The sequence below is a fragment of the Streptomyces sp. NPDC101160 genome, assembly GCF_044768205.1.
In the GTDB taxonomy this organism is placed as follows: domain Bacteria; phylum Actinomycetota; class Actinomycetes; order Streptomycetales; family Streptomycetaceae; genus Streptomyces.
This window is the reverse complement of record NZ_JBIWPJ010000017.1, coordinates 23037-41524: the sequence shown is the minus strand read 5'-3', so window position 1 is coordinate 41524 and position 18488 is coordinate 23037. Positions and strand designations below refer to the sequence as shown.

General features: G+C 73.1%; 13 protein-coding genes. 7 read left to right on the top strand and 6 right to left on the bottom strand.

What is annotated here, in order from left to right:
* Positions 1–96 (top strand): acyl-CoA dehydrogenase family protein (locus ACIRSU_RS36175; protein WP_157849844.1); only part of this gene is annotated, 96 nt, incomplete at its 5' end.
* Positions 97–219: 123 nt separating this feature from the next.
* The gene (locus ACIRSU_RS36170) at positions 220–1758 is read left to right on the top strand and encodes a hypothetical protein (RefSeq protein ID WP_403801792.1); all 1539 of its coding nucleotides are present in this window, start codon (positions 220–222) and stop codon (positions 1756–1758) included.
* A gap of 41 nt (positions 1759–1799) precedes the next feature.
* Here the strand turns inward: ACIRSU_RS36170 and ACIRSU_RS36165 are convergent, their stop codons facing one another.
* The gene (locus ACIRSU_RS36165; protein WP_403801789.1) at positions 1800–3107 is read right to left on the bottom strand and encodes an LCP family protein; all 1308 of its coding nucleotides are present in this window, start codon (positions 3105–3107) and stop codon (positions 1800–1802) included.
* A gap of 130 nt (positions 3108–3237) precedes the next feature.
* Here ACIRSU_RS36165 and ACIRSU_RS36160 point away from each other — a divergent pair, with 130 nt between their 5' ends.
* Complete coding sequence (locus tag ACIRSU_RS36160) at positions 3238–3771, top strand: acyl-CoA thioesterase (RefSeq protein ID WP_403801786.1); 534 nt, start codon at positions 3238–3240, stop codon at positions 3769–3771.
* A gap of 43 nt (positions 3772–3814) precedes the next feature.
* On the opposite strand, the gene ACIRSU_RS36155 is transcribed toward ACIRSU_RS36160, so the two are convergent.
* Positions 3815–5191, bottom strand: coding sequence for an LCP family protein (locus ACIRSU_RS36155; protein WP_403801784.1), 1377 nt, complete (start codon positions 5189–5191; stop codon positions 3815–3817).
* Between the two features lie 289 nt (positions 5192–5480).
* Here ACIRSU_RS36155 and ACIRSU_RS36150 point away from each other — a divergent pair, with 289 nt between their 5' ends.
* The gene (locus ACIRSU_RS36150) at positions 5481–6503 is read left to right on the top strand and encodes a glycosyltransferase family 2 protein (protein WP_403801782.1); all 1023 of its coding nucleotides are present in this window, start codon (positions 5481–5483) and stop codon (positions 6501–6503) included.
* Positions 6504–6596: 93 nt separating this feature from the next.
* On the opposite strand, the gene ACIRSU_RS36145 is transcribed toward ACIRSU_RS36150, so the two are convergent.
* The 4 genes from ACIRSU_RS36145 to ACIRSU_RS36130 all read right to left on the bottom strand — a co-directional run bounded on the left by ACIRSU_RS36145 (position 6597) and on the right by ACIRSU_RS36130 (position 13519).
* Positions 6597–8333 (bottom strand): LCP family protein, encoded by a 1737-nt coding sequence (locus tag ACIRSU_RS36145; RefSeq protein ID WP_403801779.1) that lies wholly within the window; start codon positions 8331–8333, stop codon positions 6597–6599.
* A 68-nt stretch (positions 8334–8401) separates the two neighbouring features.
* Entirely contained in the window at positions 8402–10162 is a 1761-nt protein-coding gene (locus ACIRSU_RS36140; protein WP_403801777.1) for an LCP family protein, read from the bottom strand.
* A gap of 481 nt (positions 10163–10643) precedes the next feature.
* Positions 10644–11792, bottom strand: a complete 1149-nt coding sequence (locus tag ACIRSU_RS36135; protein ID WP_403801802.1) for an LCP family protein — start codon at positions 11790–11792, stop codon at positions 10644–10646.
* A 971-nt stretch (positions 11793–12763) separates the two neighbouring features.
* On the bottom strand, positions 12764–13519 hold the full coding sequence (locus tag ACIRSU_RS36130; RefSeq protein WP_403801774.1) for a TIGR03089 family protein: 756 nt from the start codon (positions 13517–13519) through the stop codon (positions 12764–12766).
* A gap of 137 nt (positions 13520–13656) precedes the next feature.
* On the opposite strand from ACIRSU_RS36130, the gene ACIRSU_RS36125 reads away from it, so the two are divergent.
* The 3 genes from ACIRSU_RS36125 (at position 13657) to ACIRSU_RS36115 (ending at position 18114) form a co-directional block, all read left to right on the top strand.
* Entirely contained in the window at positions 13657–15351 is a 1695-nt protein-coding gene (locus ACIRSU_RS36125) for an N-acetylmuramoyl-L-alanine amidase (RefSeq protein WP_403801771.1), read from the top strand.
* A gap of 115 nt (positions 15352–15466) precedes the next feature.
* Positions 15467–16549 (top strand): sugar phosphate nucleotidyltransferase, encoded by a 1083-nt coding sequence (locus ACIRSU_RS36120; protein WP_403801768.1) that lies wholly within the window; start codon positions 15467–15469, stop codon positions 16547–16549.
* A 599-nt stretch (positions 16550–17148) separates the two neighbouring features.
* Entirely contained in the window at positions 17149–18114 is a 966-nt protein-coding gene (locus tag ACIRSU_RS36115) for a DNA-3-methyladenine glycosylase family protein (RefSeq protein WP_403801766.1), read from the top strand.
* Positions 18115–18488 lie beyond the last annotated feature (374 nt).

The following is an 18488-nucleotide window of genomic DNA, read 5'->3' as shown; positions in this document are numbered from 1 at the left end:
CCCGTCGAGCGCATGATGCGCGACGCCAAGATCACCCAGATCTACGAAGGCACCAACCAGGTCCAGCGCATCGTCATGGCCCGCAACCTCCCGTAGCGGCAGCCCTGGGCGTCAAGAGCTCCGTCCCGCCGGCGGTACCGTGTGTCACGGGCCGCCGGCCCCTTGCTTTTCCGGGGCGGCCGGGGCCGCGTACCGCTCGACCCCAGTGAGGCCCTACGCATGACCGGTGAGTCCGCCCGGCTCCTCCCCGCGTCCGACACCCGGCTCGGCGGCGGCGTGCCGCTCCTCGCGCTGCGCGGCGCGACCACCCTCCTCGCCGTCGGCGCCGTCCTGATGACCGTCCGGCTGCCCTGGATCGGCGACCTGGGCGTGCACGCGGCGACCATCGAGCGGCTGCGGCACGACCTGCTCCATCCGGGCGACCCGATGGTCGACTCGCCCACCGACAGCCCCTACTACTCGCCGTGGACGGTCACCCTCGCCCTGTTCGCGAAGGCCACCGGACTCGGCACCTTCGACGTGCTGCGCTGCGCCGGCGTCATCGGACTGCTCCTCCTGGCCACCGGCGTACGACAGTTCGTCCGCACCCTCAGCCGCCACCCGGCCGCGCCGCCGCTCGCCGTGCTGTGCCTGCTTCTCCTGTGGGGCGTGCGGCCCCTCATCTGGAGCGGCTTCCTCGGCCTGATGTCGCTCTCGGCGAACCTCTCCTACCCGAGCACCTTCGCCACCGGCCTCGGCTTCCACCTCCTCGCGCTCCTCACGTACGCCCTGCGCCGCCCCGGCACCTCCGTCGCCGCGTACGCCGGACTGGGCGTGCTCTGGGCCGTCCTGATGCTCAGTCACCAGTTCACCGGCGTGGTCTTCACCTTCGGCGCGGCCGGCGTCCTCGTCGCGGCCCGCGTCCCGGCCCGCCGGGCCGTCGTCCTCGGCACGGGCGCCGCGCTCCTCACCGGACTCGCGCTGCTCGCCGTATGGCCGTACTACTCCTTCTTCGAACTGCTCGGCACCGGCGGCCTGGAGAAGATCCACCAGCCCCTCTACCGGCGCCCGGGGTCGCTCTTCGCCCTCGTCCTGCCGCTCGGCGCACTCGCGCTCGCCCTGCGGTGGCGCCGGGACCACCGCGACCCGCTGGTGGTGTGGTGCGCGCTCGGCCTGGCGACGGTCGTCGCGGGCGGGCTGCTCGGCAAGTGGTCGCTCGGCCGTACCGAGCCCGCCGTCCTGATGCCCGCGCAGATCGCCGTCGCGCTGTGCGTCCTGGAACAGGGCGGCCGGCGGTGGTTCCGTACGGGCTTCGCCGCGGTCCTCGGCGCGGCCCTGGTGGCCGGCGCCTGGGCCCAGCGCCACGCCGTGACGTTCGTCGTGCCCGCCGACGCGCTGCCCGCCGCGGTCACCCGCCACGGCTGGCCGCTCTGGCGGCCGGTGGGCTGGGCGATGCGGGACGCGGCGTACGGCGACGTGTTCCTGACCGGCGACCGGCGGGCCGCCGTCACCCTCCCCGCGTACGGCGGCTACACCGTCGTGCCCGGCTACCCGGACTTCTTCCTGCCGGACGAGAAGCGCCGCGCCGCCGACGCCGAGCGCTACTTCGCGCCCGGCACCCCGCGCGCCGAGCGCCTCGCGGTGCTGCGCCGCTACCACGTGCGCTGGGTGCTCCAGCGGCCCTCGCGCGGCGGACTCCCGGCCGGGGACCCGGCGCTGCGGGAGGCGCAGCGGGGCCCGGACGGCCGGGTGCTGTACGAAGTGATCGGCCTGAACTGATCCGGACACGGGACGGCACCCTCGCATCGCGAGGGGTGCCGTCAGCGGTTGGAGGTGACCGTGACCGGCTGGTCGTTGCGGATCTGCTCGACGAGCTGCTTCACCTTCGGCTGGTCCCAGCGCAGCGAGTTCTGCGGGGCGGTGCCGCTGATCGGCATGTTCATCGACTTGCCCTCGCCGCTGCTGATGCCCTTCATCGCGAAGAACATCTCCGCCAGGTCGTACAGCGACATGTCCTTGTCCACGATCAGCGTGTCCAGGCCCGCGCCCAGCGTCGGGTACAGCTTGAACGGGTTGAGGATCGTGCCCGGCGTCGCCGCCTGGCTGGCCAGCGCCGACAGGAACTTCTGCTGGTTCTTCGTGCGCTGCAGGTCCGACTCGGCGAACGCGTAGCGGGTACGGACGAAGGCCAGGGCCTGCTCGCCGTTGAGGGTCTGGGTGCCGGCCTGGAAGTCGGCGCCGGACTTCTTGTCCTTGAAGCCCTTCTCGATGTTCAGCTCCACACCGCCGAGCGCGTCCACGATGTTCGCGAAGCCGGCGAAGCCGATCTCCGCGTAGTGGTCGATGCGCAGGCCGGTGTTGAACTCGACGGTGCGGACAAGCAGCTCCGGGCCGTCCATCGCGTAGGCCGCGTTCAGCTTGGAGCCGCCGCGCTCGGCGTACTTCTTGCCGGACTCCGAGCCGACGAACGACGGGATCGTCACCCAGGAGTCACGCGGCAGCGAGACCATCGTGTTCCCGCTGGAGCAGGCCGCGAGGATGATCATCGAGTCGGTCCGCTTGCCTTCGGCGGAGCCGGTGTGCAGCTTCTTCTTCTGCTCGTCCGTCATGCCCTCACGGCTGTCTGAACCGACGATCAGATACGTGGTGCAGTCGCCCTCCGACGGGCGCTCGATGACCTTCGAGAGGTCGACCTCGTTGCGCATCCGCGAGCTGGCCCAGGCGTACGTGCCGACGCTCCAGCCGACGACGGCGACGACCAGCACGATCGAGCCGATCTTGATCCGGCGGCCCCAGTTCGGCGCGGGCCGGCCGGGCGCGGGGCGCGGCGCGTACTGCGGCGGTACGGTGCCTCCGCCGTGACCTCCCCGGCCGGGGCCCTGCGGGGCGCCGTAGACCTGGCCGTCGCTGTAACCGGAGTCGTAGCCGGTGCCCTGCGCCTGCGTGAAGCTCGGGTTGTAGCCCTCGTCGTAACCCTGCTCGTACCCCTGCCCGTATCCCTGGCGCTGGCCGTACTGCTGCTGCCGCTGCTGCCGGTGGGGCTGCTGCGGCTGCGGGGGGACCTGCGGGCGCTGCACGTGGCGCATCCGGCGAGGTCCCTCGGGCTGGGCGTCGGGCCAGTCATTCATGCCGACAGTGTGCCGTCCGGCCAGGCCGGGACGACAGGGCGGGTGGGGAATCGGGGCGGCGCCGTTGCCAAGCTGATGCAAAGCGGACCGCACCGGGACCGCCGCGCAGGCCGGGCATAAGGTAGAGGGCATGACAGATCAGGGCGACATCCCGGGCAAGCCCACATCGGCCTCGCGCACCACCCTCAGCCACATCATGACCAGCCACGACACCAACCTCCTCGGTACGGTGCACGGCGGCGTGATCATGAAGCTGGTGGACGACGCGGCGGGCGCGGTCGCCGGGCGGCACTCGGGCGGCCCGGCCGTCACCGCCTCCATGGACGAGATGGCGTTCCTGGAGCCGGTCCGGGTCGGCGACCTGCTGCATGTGAAGGCACAGGTCAACTGGACCGGCCGGTCCTCCATGGAGGTCGGCGTCCGGGTCATGGCCGAGCGCTGGAACGAGTCCACGCCCGCCACCCAGGTCGGCTCCGCCTACCTCGTCTTCGCCGCCGTCGACGCCGACGGCAAGCCCCGCCCGGTCCCCCCGGTCATCCCGGAGACGGAACGCGACAAGCGCCGCTACCAGGAAGCCCAGATCCGCCGCACCCACCGCCTGGCCCGCCGCCGCGCGATCAAGGAACTCCGCGACCAGCGCAAGGCCGAGGGCTACGAGGACTAGGGCCTCTCCGGGACCAGGGCCTCTGCGGTGGATCAGCGGTGCGCTACGGGCACACCACCTCGTCGCCCCGCACCGCCTCGAACTGCCCCGTCTCCGCCTCCCGCGCCCGCACCGGCGTCACGCCCTTGTAGTCCGCGCCCACCGTCACCTTCAGCGTGCCGCCCTGCCCCCGCACCGGCCGCAGCTCGGCGCCCGGCAGCGCCGCCGCCAGGGACTTCGCCGAGCGGTCCCAGCCGGGGTCGTACTCGATCACCGTCCGGGCCTGCTCCCGGCCGCCCGCGCCGGTCCGCGGCGCCCGGGTCGTGTCGAAGCCCGTGCCGCGCAGCGCCGTGTCGACGCGCCCGCCGAGCCCGTCCGTACGCGTCCCGTTGTAGACCTGGACGCGGACCGTCTTCGGCGCGACGTCGACGTCGGCCGGCCGCGGCCCCTTCGGCGCGGCGGGCCGGGCCGGGGAGAGGGGCCGGTCGTCGCGCAGCGACTGGAAGAGCCTCTGCGCCTTCGCCGCGTCCCACTTCACCGTCGAGCCGATGCCCTTGACCGGGAAGCTCATCTCGCCGATCGGCACCGACACGAACTCCGAGGACGCCGGCGAGAACCCGTGCATCGCCTTCGCGAGCGCCAGCATCTGCTCCGTACCGAAGCCCTGGTCCGCCCGCACCGAGCTCAGCATGCTCGTCGCGACCTCCCGGAACCGCACCGGGTTGAGCAGCACCCCGCCGCTCGTGACCCGGTCGATCAGCGCCGCCAGGAACTTCTGCTGCCGCTGCATGCGCCCGATGTCGGCGGCGCCGTCGACATGGCGGGAGCGCACGTACTGCAGCGCCTGCCCGCCGTCCAGCTCGTGCGGCCCGGCGGGCAGGTCGAGGCCCGTGTAGGAGTCCTTGAGCGGCTTGGTGGTGCAGATCTGCACGCCGCCGACCGCGTCGACGGTCCGCATGAAGCTGGTGAAGTCGACCTCCAGATAGTGGTCGATCTTCACCCCGGTCATCGACTCGACCGTCCGCACGGTCAGTCCCGGCCCGCCCTCCGCGTACGCCGCGTTCAGCTTCACGGGGTGGGCCCGGTGGTGCTCCCCGGAGTTGAGGTCGACGTGCTCGGGCATCTCGGCGTACGTGTCGCGGGGCAGCGAGACGACGCTGGCGCGCTCCCGGTCCTCGGAGATGTGGACGAGCATGATGGTGTCCGTGCAGTGGCAGGGCGCGCCGCCGAGCCGGTACTTCCGCCGCTCCTCCTCGGTGATCCTGTCGCGCCCGTCCGTGCCGACGAGCAGCACGTTCATCCCGTGCCCGGCCTGCGGGCGGTTCTTCATGTCCTTGAACGGGTCGATGCGGGTGATGCCGGTGTCCAGGCTGGTCACCACCGCGTGCCCGATGCCCCCGGCGGCGAGCACGACCACGGAGAGCGTGGTCGCCATCCGCATCCCCCACCGGGTCCGTCTGCGGTGCCGCGGCCGCCGGCGGACCGGCGCGGCGGCCGGTACGGGGCGGGCGGCGGGCCGGGGACGTGGCGTGCGGGGCGGGCGGGGCGGTGTGGGCACCGGGGGACACCTCCGCGGGTGGGACAGGGAAGACCGTGAGCACGGTAGGCCCATACGACGATCGCAAGGCCGCATGACCCGGACGGCGCGCGCCCGTGTCCCCCGTTCGCGGTAACGTGGCGGGCGATACTGCTATCTCCCGGGGGACGACCCCCGGACCCCCGAGGAACATATGCAGCCGCCTGTCTCTGTGATCATGCCGGTCCTCGATGAGGAGCGGCACCTGCGTAACTCGGTCCGTCACATCCTGGAGCAGGAGTACGACGGCGAGATGGAGGTGGTGATCGCGCTCGGCCCGTCCACGGACCGCACCGACGAGATCGCCGCCGAGCTCGTACGCGAGGACCCCCGCGTCCACACCGTGCCGAACCCCACCGGCCGTACCCCGGCCGCCCTCAACGCGGCGATCAAGGCGTCCCGCCACCCGATCGTGGTCCGCGTCGACGGCCACGGCATGCTGTCGCCCAACTACATCGCGACCGCCGTCCGCCTCCTGGAGGAGACGGGCGCGATGAACGTCGGCGGCATCATGCACGCGGAGGGCGAGAACGCCTGGGAGGACGCCGTCGCCGCCGCGATGACGTCGAAGATCGGCGTCGGCAACGCGGCCTTCCACACCGGCGGCGAGGCGGGTCCGGCGGAGACCGTCTACCTGGGCGTGTTCCGGCGCGAGGCGCTCGAACAGCAGGGCGGCTACAACGTCGAGTTCATCCGCGCCCAGGACTGGGAGCTGAACTTCCGCATCCGCGAGGCCGGCGGCCTGATCTGGTTCTCGCCGGAGCTGCGCGTGCAGTACCGGCCGCGGCCGAGCGTCCGCGCGCTCGCGAAGCAGTACAAGGACTACGGCCGCTGGCGCCATGTGGTCGCCCGCTACCACGAGGGCTCCATCAACCTGCGCTACCTGGCGCCGCCGACCGCCGTCTGCGCGATCGCCGCGGGCCTCGTGGTCGGCGCCACGCTCACCCCGCTGGGCTTCGTGATCCCGGCCGGCTACCTGGCCGCGATCGTCGCGGGCTCGATCCCGGCCGGCAAGGGCCTCTCGCTCAAGGCGCGCCTGCAGATCCCGGTGGCGCTGGCGACCATGCACATGTCGTGGGGCTTCGGCTTCCTGACCAGCCCGCGCTCGCTGGCGAAGAAGGTCATCGCGAGCAGGCGCCCGGCGGTGAAGAACGTGAAGGCCGAGCACAGCCTCTGAGTCTTCGTACACAGACGGCCACGCAGGCTGTACGGCGACGGCCGGGCCCCCTTTCCAGGGAGCCCGGCCGTCGCCGTCACAGGGACCAGCGGGTCAGTGTCCGGCCCACTTGTAGATGGGGAGGACGTTCATGCAGTCCGTCTTGTCGTCCGCGCCCTCCGGCAGGTCGCCGGCCGCCATCTGCGGCTTCTTGTACGTCGTGCCCTCGCGCCAGTCCGCTCCGACGACGAGTGTGATGCGCTCGACCTTGGCGTCCGCGCGGGCCGCCGTCTCCGGCAGGCCGAGGGCCAGGGCCACCGACACCGCGTTCGCCTTGGCCTGGTCGCCCGCGCTCTTCGGGTAGAGGACCACGCTGTCGCTGCGGGGCTGGGCCTCGCCCGAGTGCTCGGCCCGGGTGAAGCCCTTGCCGGTGAGCTCGGTGGCGATGGTGCGGGCCCGGCCCGGGACCGGCGCCTCGCTGTCGCTGCCGGTGCCGTTGATCACCGTGACTCCGAAGGAGCCGGGCGCCTCGGCGGTCGCCGCCGGCTTCGCGGACGCCGAGCCGTTCGGCTTCGGCTTCACCGGGCTGCCGTTCTTGTCGAAGGCGAGGTCGTCGCGGAGCATCGCCCACATCTTGTCGGCCTTCGACGGGATCACCTGGAGCCAGGCCTTGGGGTTGCCCGGGTAGGCGTCCGTCGGGACCGTCGCCGTCGTCAGCCGGTTCAGCTTCACGTTCTTCAGCTGCATCGACAGGTCGAAGAGCGACTTCACCGACTTGATCTCGTCGGAGACCTGGAACGCCTTGGTGGCGGTCTCCGCGAGGCCCATCAGGCGCGGGGTGTCCGTCCAGGCGTCCTGCTCCTGGAGCTTCTTCATCAGGCCGTTCATGTACATGTGCTGCGCCTGGGCACGCCCCTGGTCGTTGCCCCAGGCGTGCCGGGTGCGCAGCCACTGGAGGGCCTGCTCGCCCTGGACGGGGGTGGTGCCCGCCTTGAGCTTCAGACCGGAGCCGCCGGGCGCCATCCTGGTCGGCCGGTCGTACACGCTCGTCTTCACGCAGACCGGGACGCCGCCGACCTCGTCGGCCATGGAGACCACACCCGCGAAGTCGATCATCATCCAGTGGTCGATGTAGACCCCGGTGAGCTTCTCCCAGGTGGTGAGGGTGCAGCCAGGGCCGCCACGGCTCAGCGTCTCGTTGATGGGACGGTTGGTGGTTTCGGCGTACGTCTTGCCGTCCGCGCCCTTGCACTCGGGGATCTTGACGACCGTGTCGCGCGGGATGGACACCAGCGACGCGTTCTGCCGGTCCGCGGAGATGTGCAGCAGCATCTGCACGTCGGCCAGCGGCGGCCGGTCCGCGTCCTTCTTGCTGCCGCCGAGCGCCACGTTCCGCGGATCCGCGCGGCTGTCGGAGCCGATCAGCAGGATGTTCAGCGGCGTGTCGCCGAGCGCGGTCGGCTTCTGCACGCCGCTCTCGCCGCCCGCGCGGCTGCCGCCGCGGAGGTTGTTGTTGAGGTGCTGGTAGTACAGGTAACCGGCGCCGGCCGTGCCGAGTATCAGCACCGCCAGCGTGATGGCCACCCAGCGGAGTATCCGGCGCTTGCCGGACCTCTTCGCGCCACGCCCCCGCGAACCGCCGCGGCGGCGGCCCGACCGGCCGCCGCCGCTGCCGCCGTCGCCGGAACCGCGTCCGGCCCGCCGGGCGCCGGGCACGCCGCCGCCCGGGCCGTGGCCCTCACCGGCCGCGTCGCCCGCCCCGTCCTCGTAGAGACTCTCGTCCCAGCCCAACTCGCGGGTGCGCGGGACGCGTTCCCGCGCCCCCTCCCGACGCACACTGCTCTGTCCCACCCCAGGTCTCCTCGTCACTCAGGTGCGGCTCTAGGCCGGACGACCGGACAGGTCCGGTCGGTTCCGGGTCACTTCGCGCACACCTGCTTGTCTGCCGTCTGCGCACCCTCCGGCGCCTTCGCCGGACCGGTGAGGGGCACCCCCGCGCCCTTGAAATCGGCGCCGAGGACGAGCGTCATGGGCTCGCGCTCCCCGGCGTCCTGCGTGCCCGGCTTGAGAGCCGAGGCGGGCAGGCCCATCAGATCCGCGAGCTCGCGGGCCTGGTCGGCCTGGTTCGGTGCGTACGTGAGCGTGGTCGTCGCCGCCTGCTCGGGGGCGTTGCTCTTGTTGGTCGACCGCGTCACACCGTGCTCGTTCTGCAGCCAGTCGATCGTCTTCTGGGCCGCGCCCGTCATGCCGCTGCCGTTGTAGACGTCGACACGGACCTGGCGGGCGGTGGAGCGCGGGCCCTCCAGGAGCTTCGCCTGGGCCTGCGCCTGGGCGTTCTTGGCGTCCTGCTCCTTCTTCTTCACCTCGCTGAGCGAGGTGTCGGACTGCAGCATCTCGAACAGCCGCGGCGCCTTCACCGGGTCGGGGACGACCGTCGCCCGCCGGTTCGGCGGCTCGTCCGGGTTGTCGATGACCGGCAGGGTGGTGAAGGTGATGTTCTTGGCGTCGATGTCCGTCAGCTCGCCCGCGAGGGCCTTGAGCTTGGAGATGCTCCCTATCCCGGTGTCGACGGTGAGCGCCTTGGTGGCCGCGTCGGCGAGGTCGTACAGCTTGGTCGGCGACGTGAGCGTGTCGTCCGACTTCATCTGACGGATCATCGAGCTGAGGAACTGCTGCTGGGTCTTGATCCGGGACAGGTCGCTCTCGTCGCCGAAGCTGTGCCGGGTGCGGACGAAGGCGAGGGCCTGCTCGCCCTGGATGGTCGACTCGCCGGCCGGCAGCTTGAGGTGCGACTTGGGGTCGTCGACCGGGTGGGCCAGGCAGACCTTCACGCCGCCGACGGCGGTCGTCATCTCCTTGACGGCGTTGAAGTCGGCCATCATGAAGTGGTCGACGGTCAGCCCGGTGAGCTCCTTGACGGTGCGCATGGTGCAGCCGGGGTCGCGGCCGTCCTGGCCGAGGCTCGTGTTGAAGCGCACCCTGTTCGTGCCCGGGATCTTCTTGACGGTCCCGTCGGGCTGCTTGGTCTCGCACTCGGGGATGTCGGTGACCAGGTCGCGGGGGATGGACACCGCGGTGGCGTTCGTCCGGTCCTTGGAGACGTGGAAGAGGATGTTGGTGTCGGCGTGGCCGACGCTGCCCTTGTCCCCGTAGCCCTCGTTGCCCGCACCGGTGCGCTTGTCGGTGCCGATGATCAGGATGTTGAAGGGCTGCCCTTCCTGGAAGCCCTCGGTGCCGCCGGCCACCTCGATGGTGTTGATGTTGCCGTCGAAGTGCTTGTAGAGCGCGTACGCGCCGGCGGCGCCCGCCACGATGACGAAGGCCATGGTGCCGCCGGTCCACATCAGGACCTTCTTCTTGCGCGACTTCTCCGGCCGGCGCTTGCGGCGGCCCGCGACGGGCGGCTGCCGGTCGGCGGGCTCCGCGGCACGGCGACGGCGCTGCCCGGGCACGGGCGGGGCGGCCTCGGGGGCGCGGTCGTGCGAACGCGATCTCTGTCCCGGCGGGGTGGCGGCGTCCCGCGGGGTGCGGGGGCGCGGCTGGGACGGGGTGGCGGGCTGCTGCGGCCGCTGCCCTGCGGAGCGGTCCAGTCGCAGTTCGTAGTTACCGGTCTGCGGGTTGAAGACCCACTGGTCGGCGGGGTCGATCTCGTCCGCCCGTCCACGGCTGTGCGCGTCCACGGTTCCTTGAGTCCTCCGTCGGTACCGCCCGAGGCGCCTCCCCCTCAAGCGCTCGGTCGTTCGGTCCTTCGAGTGCGCGACCACGCGGTCGGCAGCACCGGATCGCGTCACACTATCCGCCCAGTTCAGCGTGGGGCGACGCCCGTGACAAATTCCACGCCACTTACAACTGGGCAATTCGCTCAAACCTCATCGAGGGTCGCCCCTGCCTTGGGTCTGGCTTTACGAAACGCACAGAAACGGCCAGGGCGAGCGGCGGGGCGAGGGCCGAGGCGAGGGCCGAGGCGAGGGGGCGGTGAGGGTGGCGGTGGGCGGCGGTGAGTGTCGCCTCGGTGACAGCGTGCGTCAGCGCGCATGTCAGTGGCGGGGGCCGTCGGCCGCTTCTGCCCCGCGAAGGACGGCGTCGGCCGTGCCGCCTGTCAGTGGCGGGAGCCCTCGGCCGCTTCCGCCCGGCGAAGGGCGGCGCCGGCCGTGCCGCAGGTCAGTGGCAGGAGCCCTCGGCCGCGTTGCGCCCCGCGAAGGACGGCGTCGCCGAGGCGTCGGGCCCGTCGCCGCTCCCGTCCGGCTCCCCCTTGTCGCCCGAGTGCACGGCCACGGGCTGGTCGGCGCGCAGCCGGGCGAAAAGCTGGTCGGCGGCGGGCTGCACCAGTTCGTCCCGGTTCGCGTTGTACCTGTACGGCCGCCGCGGCACCGTCAGGAACTGCACCTTGTCGGTCGGGACGGCCCGCATGGAACGCGCCAGGTCGTACAGATCGCGGAGCGAGGCGAGCCCCGGGTCGGTCGTGATCGACTTCGTGGCCGCGTCCAGGACCGGATAGAGCTTGGTCGGATTGAGCAGCACGCCGTCGCTCTGGACCTTGTTGACCAGGGCGCCGAGGAACTGTTGCTGGCGGTCCATGCGCTCGGTGTCGCTGCCGTTCCCGAGCGACTTGCGGGCCCGTACGAAGCCGAGCGCCTGCTCGCCGTGGAGCGTCTGGCGGCCGGCCGGCAGCTTCAGATGGGCGTCCTTGTCGTCGATCGGCTCCTTGAGGCAGATCTCCACCCCGTCGACCGCGTCCACCATCTTCTTGAAGCCCCGGAAGTCGATCACCATGTGGTGGTCGATCCGGATGCCGGTCATCTTCTCCAGGGTGCGGATGGTGCAGGCGGCGCCGCCGTACTCGAAGGCCCAGTTGAACTGCGCGAACTGCTCCTTCGTCATGGTCTTGTCCGGCTTCGTGCAGCTGGGGATCCGCACCATGAGGTCGCGCGGGATCGACACGGCCGTCGCGCCGGCCCCGTTCGCGGAGATGTGCAGCAGGATCGTGGTGTCCGAGCGCTGCGTGCCGGAGTTCCGGCCGTAGGCGTTGTTCCCGGGGCCGGTACGGGTGTCCGAGCCGATCATCAGGATGTTCCGCGCGGAGCCCACCACCGGCGACGGCCGCTGACTCTCGTACTTCCGCAGCTCCGCCTCCGCCGAGGTGTCCGTGGTGATGTTCGCGTCCAGCTTCCGGTACGCCCACCACCCGACGCCGGCCGCCACGAGAATCACGACGGCGGCAGCCAGCGCCGCCCAGCGCAACCAGTGCCGCTTGCGCTTGGCTCCGCCGGGCGTCTCTGCGCTGTCCGTCACGTCTGGTCCGTCCTCGATGGCATCTCGGAAGGCGTCATGACCCCTTGGCCGATCATGACCCGCCGAGGCCGCGGGGGCGCGGGCCGATAAGCCGGACGGGTGACGACAACGGCGCCGCACGGCTTGCGGGCCGCGCCGGCGCCGGCCTGGCGCCCCGCCCCGCCATGGGCTGCGCCTGCGCCCGCCGCCCGCCCGGCTGTGGGCCACGCAGTGCCGCCCGGCTGTGGGCCGCGCAGTGCCGGCCGGCTATGGGCCGCGCCCGGGGGCCGGTGCCCCGCCCGGTTGTGGGCCGCGCCCGGGGGCCGGTGCCCCGCCCGGTTGTGGGCTGCGCCCGGGGGGTTCGGCGCCCCGCCCGGCTATGGGCCGCGCCCGCGCCGGCCCCCGTTGTGTGCTGCGCCCACGTCGGCCCCCGTTGCGGGCTGCGCCCGCCCTGCCCCCGTTGCGGGCTGCGCCTGCTGGGGCGGCGCCCCGTCGCCCCCCGTTGTGGGCATGCGTTCCTCCCCCAGACTCCGTCCGGGGGGGGACCCCCAGGCGGAACGGGTGGGCACAACGGACGCTTCGTCCACCCGTTGTGGGCAGTTGTCCCTCCCCCAGACTTCGTCCGGGGGGACCCCCAGGCGGGACGGGTGGGCACAACGGGACGACGCCCCTTGCCGGGCCTAGGCTCCTCGCGCGTTGACGCCGGCACGACGGCGCCGCGGTCGTGACGGGGTGGAGGTTGGCGGTGCGTCGGGCGGCGGAGGCCCAGGTGGGGCGTGGCTGGGCCGCAGCCCGCAAGGTGTGGGGGTGGCGGTGCGTCGGGCGGCGGAGGCCCACACGGGGCGGGGGTGCGTGGGGCGGCGGAGGCCCACACGGGCGTGGGGCGGAGGAGGCCCGCGCGGGGGCGGCAAGGCCCGCGACGGGGGAGACCCACGCGGCGGCCGCCGAGGCTTGGCGCGCCGGCGTGAGCGTCACCCGCTCGCCTCGCGGAGCCCCCGCGCCCTCGCCCCTCAGTGCGCCAGCGTCAGCGTCACCCGTTCGCTTTCCACCCGCTTCGCCAACCCCTCCGCTCCCAGCTCCTCCACGTGCCGGCACAGCACCACCGACCCGCCCGCCACCAGCGGCGCGTACAGCCCGGCCGAGACGCCCGCCCAGGTGTCGTACGACTGGCCCGACAGCACCCGGGAGGCCGGCCCGAGGCCCAGCTCCGTCGCGTCGCGGCGCGCGCGGCCGACGAGCTGGGCCGCCGTCAGTTCCGTACCGTCGACGACGAGGGCAGGGGCGTCCGGGTCGACCGGGACGAAGGGGGCGAAGCGGTCGCCCTGGCCGGGCACCTCGACGGCGTAGTCGGCGTAGCCCGCCGGCGGGGTCGGGAAGCGGCGGCCCAGCGGTGCGAGGGAGAGCGCGACACGGTCTCCCGAACAGGCGAGGCCCGCCTCCAGGGAGTCGGGCCCGGCGACCACGTAGTCCGCGTCCGCCGGATCCCCGCCCAACTCCGCCGTCACGCCGACGGACGCGCAGGCGAGCAGCCACACCGCGGTCTGCCAGTGCGCGGGCAGCAGCAGCGCGAGCCGGTCGCCGGGGGAGGCGGACAGTTCGCCCTGGAGGAGGTTGGCGGTCTTGGCCACCCAATTGGCGAAGGTGGCCACCGACAATTCCACGCGTTCACCGGTGGCGTCGTCGTAGAAAGTGACCAAGGGGCGGGCCGGGTCCGCGGCGAGCGCGGATCGCAGCAGGTCGGCGGGGGTGCGGTCGCTGGCGTTCACGCGGGCAAGGTTACGCGTGGGGGCGCGGCGGGTCCCCCGTAACGGTGACCCCCGTCCACCGGTCGGCCCGACGGACCGTCAGTTTCCGTGCGGATTCCCGACGGGCGGAACCCCGGCGAGGTACGGACGATCGCTCCATGCGTGCCTACCTCGCCTCCTCGATCGCCGTCACCTGCGCGGCGGCCCTCGCCCTGCCGCTCTCCCTGGCGACCGCGAACCCGGCCGGCGCCAGGCCGGCGGCAGCCACGTCCTCACCCGAAAGCGCCGACGCCGCGAGCGCCGGCCTCGCGAACGCCGCACCCTGGGGCGCCGACCTCGCGAACGCCCGCCGCGCGAGCGCGGAACCCGCAGGCGCCCGTCGCGAGAACGCCCACGGCGCAAGCGCCCAACTCGCAAGCGCCCAGCCCGCAAGTCTCCAACCCGGAAGCGCCCAGTCCGCAAGTCTCCAACCCGCAAGCGCCCAGCCCGCGAGCCTCCTACCCGCAAGTCTCCAGCCCGCAAGCGCCCAGCCCGCGAGCCCCGATCTCGCCGGGTCCACTCAGTCGCTCCCGCTCGAACCCCTGGCCCCCGACGGCGCCCCGCGTGGCCGCGGTTCCGTCTTCGCCGCGCCGGCCGAGCGGGGGCTGACCCGGCGTGAGGTCCGGCCGTTCTCGCTCGTGGGCGTGGTGTGGGACGACGCCCGGGTCCCGCTGCACGGCAGCGTGCAGGTCCGCACCCGGGCCGCCGCGGACGGCGCCTGGTCGCAGTGGCAGGACGTGGAGACCCACAACGAAGAGCACGGCGCCGACCCCAACACCGCCGAGGGCCGTTCGGGAGCCCGGCACGGTTCGACCGCCCCGCTGTGGGTCGGCGACTCGAACGGCGTCGAGATCCGCGTACACCCGGAGTACCGGGCGACGCACACCCTCCCGGCGGGGCTGCGCCTCGAACTGGTGGACCCGGGGCCGGACACGGAGCGGGCGGCCGGTGCGTACGACGCGATGGAGTCCGCGGACGTGACGGCGGCGGCCGCCGGGTCCACGGCGACCCGGGACGCCTCCCTCGCGGAGACCCTTCCGGACGCCGCCGACGACACCGTCCCCGCCCTAGCACCCGGCGACGGCACCGTCCTCCCCGCCCTCACCCGCGCCCAGACCCTCGCCACCCTCCCGGGCGTCACGGGCGTCAGGGGCGTCAGGGGCGTCACGGGCGCCGGCAGAACCCGCGCCCTCGCGAAGGCGCCGTACATCGGCCCGCGGCCGAAGATCATCACCCGCAAGGGCTGGGGGGCCGACGAGGGGATGCGCGAGCGCGGCTTCGTCTACACCAAGACGATCAAGGCGGCGTTCGTCCACCACAGCGCCACCGGCAACAACTACAGCTGCCGCCAGGCCCCCGCCGTACTGCGCAGCATCTACCGCTACCACGTGAAGAGCCTCGGCTGGCGTGACTTCGGCTACAACTTCGCCGTCGACAAGTGCGGAAACATCTACGAGGGCCGCGCCGGCGGCGTCGGCAAGGCGGTGATGGGCGCGCACACCCTCGGCTTCAACACCAACAGCATGGGCATCGCCGTCCTCGGCACCTACGGCAGCACCACTCCACCGGCCGCAGCCGTGTCCGCCATCGCACGGCTGACCGCGTGGAAGTTGGGGCTGTACGGGGTGAATCCGAACGGAACGACGTATCTCACCTCGGGCGGCGGAAACCTCTACAAGAAAGGCAAGAAGGTCAAGTTCCATGTGATCGCAGGGCACCGCGACGGCTTCGCGACCGAGTGCCCGGGCGTGCGGCTCTACAACAAGCTCGGCACCGCCCGGTCGGCATCGGCGAAGTACCAGGGAAGGCGCTGATGGGGTCATGGACTCAACCATCTGCATAAACTGACCGGTCATATCGTACGGACGGCCGAACGAACGCCGACCCCGGCAGCGAGACCGGACCCGAACAGGAAGCAGAGACGAACAGGTGACCGAAGCGATTCTCCTGGTCGGTGGCAAAGGCACCCGGCTGCGTCCCCTGACGGTCAACACCCCCAAGCCGATGGTCCCGGCGGCAGGCGTTCCCTTCCTGACCCACCAGCTGGCACGGGCCCGGGCGGCCGGGGTCGAGCACATCGTCCTCGCCACCTCCTACCTGGCGGAGGTCTTCGAGCCGTACTTCGGCGACGGCTCGGCGCTCGGGCTCAGCATCGAGTACGTGACCGAGGAGGAGCCGCTCGGCACCGGCGGCGCCATCCGCAACGTCGCCTCCCGGCTGCACTCCGGGCCCGAGGACCCCGTCCTCATCTTCAACGGCGACATCCTCACCGGCCTCGACATCCGCGCCCTCGTCACCACCCACCGGTCCTCCGGCGCCGACGTGTCCCTGCACCTCACCCGGGTCGACGACCCGCGCGCGTACGGTCTCGTGCCGACGGACGGGACCGGGCGCGTCACGGCGTTCCTGGAGAAGCCGCAGACGCCCGAGGAGATCGTCACCGACCAGATCAACGCGGGCGCGTACGTGTTCCGCCGCTCCGTCATCGACACGATCCCGGCGGGGCGCCCCGTCTCCGTCGAACGCGAGACCTTCCCCGAGCTGCTGGCCCGCGGGGCCCACCTCCAGGGCATGGTCGACTCCACGTACTGGCTCGACCTCGGCACGCCGCAGGCGTTCGTCCGCGGCTCCGCCGACCTCGTCCTCGGCCGCGCCCCGTCCCCGGCCGTGCCCGGCCGCTGCGGCGACCGGCTCGTCCTCGACACCGCCCGGGTCGCCCCCGACGCCAAGCTCACCGGCGGCACGGTGATCGGCCCCGGCGCCGTCATCGGCTCCGGCGCCCGCATCAACGGCTCCACCGTCCTCGCCGACGCCGTCGTCGAACCGGGCGCCGTCATCACCGACTCCCTGATCGGCACCCGTGCCCGCATCGGCGCCCGCACGGTCCTCACGGGCGCGGTGATCGGCGACGCGGCGGAGATCGGCCCGGACAACGAACTCCGCGACGGCGTACGCGTCTGGTGCGACGCGAAACTCCCGGCGGGCGCGGTCCGCTTCAGCTCGGACCAGTAACCCCTCCACGGCCCGGCCCGGCCCTCCACGGCCCGGCCCCGCCCGGCACGCGGCCGGGCATTCGCCCCGCGCCCCTCGCCTCGCCCGGCGGGGGCGCGCCACCACGCGGGATGCGCATCCGCCCGGGACACCGCGCCCCGCGGCCGCGTGCCGGCCTCCGCCGCCTTACCCACCCTGACCCCGCCCGCGCGGGCCTCCACCGCCCCACGCCCCGCCGTGTGGGCCGCGGCGCACCCCGCCCCCGCGTGGGCAATCGCCCCGCTGGGGGAGGGACGGGTGGGCACACGGGACGGCGCCCACGCGGGCGCCTCCGCCCCCTGCGCCTGGACCCGCACCACGACCGCGTCGCCGTCGTTGCGGGCGTCAACGCGCGAGGAGCCTAGGCCCGGCAAGGGGCGTCGTCCCGTTGTGCCCACCCGTCCCGCCCTGCGGGACAACTGCCCACAACGGCGGGGGCGACGGGGCGCCGCCCCAGCAGGCGCAGCCCACAACGGGGGGAACGGGTGAGGGCGCCGTCGCGGTGGGCGCAGCCCGCAACGGCGTGAGGCGGGGGCGCCGGCACAGCTGGTGCAGCCCGCGACACCGCTACGCTCATACGCATGGCCGGCCGCTTCACCCCCCACCTCCCCACCACCCGCACCACCGCGCGCGGCGGCCACGTCCCCGTACCCAGGCCCGACGAGCAGCAGCCGGGCCCGGAGCTGGACCTCGGGCTCACTCTCGGGCCGCTGCGCCGCGGCCCCGCCGACCCCACCTTCCGTACGACCGCCGACGGCTCCGTCTGGCGGGCCAGCCGCACCCCAGAGGGAGCCGGGACGCTCCGGGTCCGGCCGGACGGACGCGCCGAGGCGTGGGGCCCGGGAGCCGCCTGGCTGATGCAGCGGACGCCCGCGCTGCTCGGCGCCGATGACGACCCCGACGCCTTCGTCCCGCGCCACAAGCTGCTCGCGATCACCCACCGCGCCCGCCGCGGCCTGCGCCTGACCCGTACCGGGCTCGTGATGGAGTCGCTGATCCCGTCGATCCTGGAGCAGAAGGTGACGACGGACGAGGCGTACCGCTCGTGGCGGGTGCTCGTACGGAAGTACGGGGAGGCCGCGCCCGGGCCGGCGCCGGAGGGCATGTACGTGATGCCGGACGCGCGCGACTGGGCGCGGATCCCGTCCTGGGAGTGGCACCTGGCGAACGTGGACGGGAAGCGCTCCGCCACCGTCGTCCGGGCCGCCCGCGTGGCCGCCCGGCTGGAGGAGGCCGCACAGATGCCGCCCGCCGAGGCCCGCAAGCGCCTCGAACTGATCCCCGGCATCGGCGCCTGGACCTCCGCCGAGACGATCCAGCGGAGCAACGGCGCTCCCGACGAGGTCACCACGGGCGACCTGCACCTGCCGGGCATCGTCGGCTGGGCCCTGGCCGGCGACCGGACGGCCGACGACGCGGCCATGCTGGAGCTGCTCGCGCCGTACGCGGGCCAGCGCCACCGGGCCGCCCGGCTGATCCTGCTGAGCGGCCGTGTGCCGCCGCGCCGGGCGCCACGGATGACGCCCGGCAACATCACGCGCTGGTGACCGGGCCCAGGCAAACGTCTCGCGCTCAGGCCCGTGCCAGGCGCGGCGGATGACGCCCGGCGACGCCATGCGTTGGCGACCGGTGCCGGGCATGCGCATGTCGCCTGGCGATGTCGCGCGTTGGTGACCGTGCCGGGCATGCTCACGTCGCCTGACGACGCCATGCGTTGGTGACCGCGCTGCGCATGCTCACGTCGCCTGGCAACGTCACGCGCCCGTGCCCGCGCCGGGCGCCGCGGATGACGCCCGGCGACGCCATGCGTTGGCGACCTGCCGGGCATCCGCATGCCGCCTCGCAACGTCACGCGTTGGTTGCCGCGCCGGGCATGCGCATGTCGCCTGGCAACGTCGCGCGTTGGTGACCGCGCCGGACG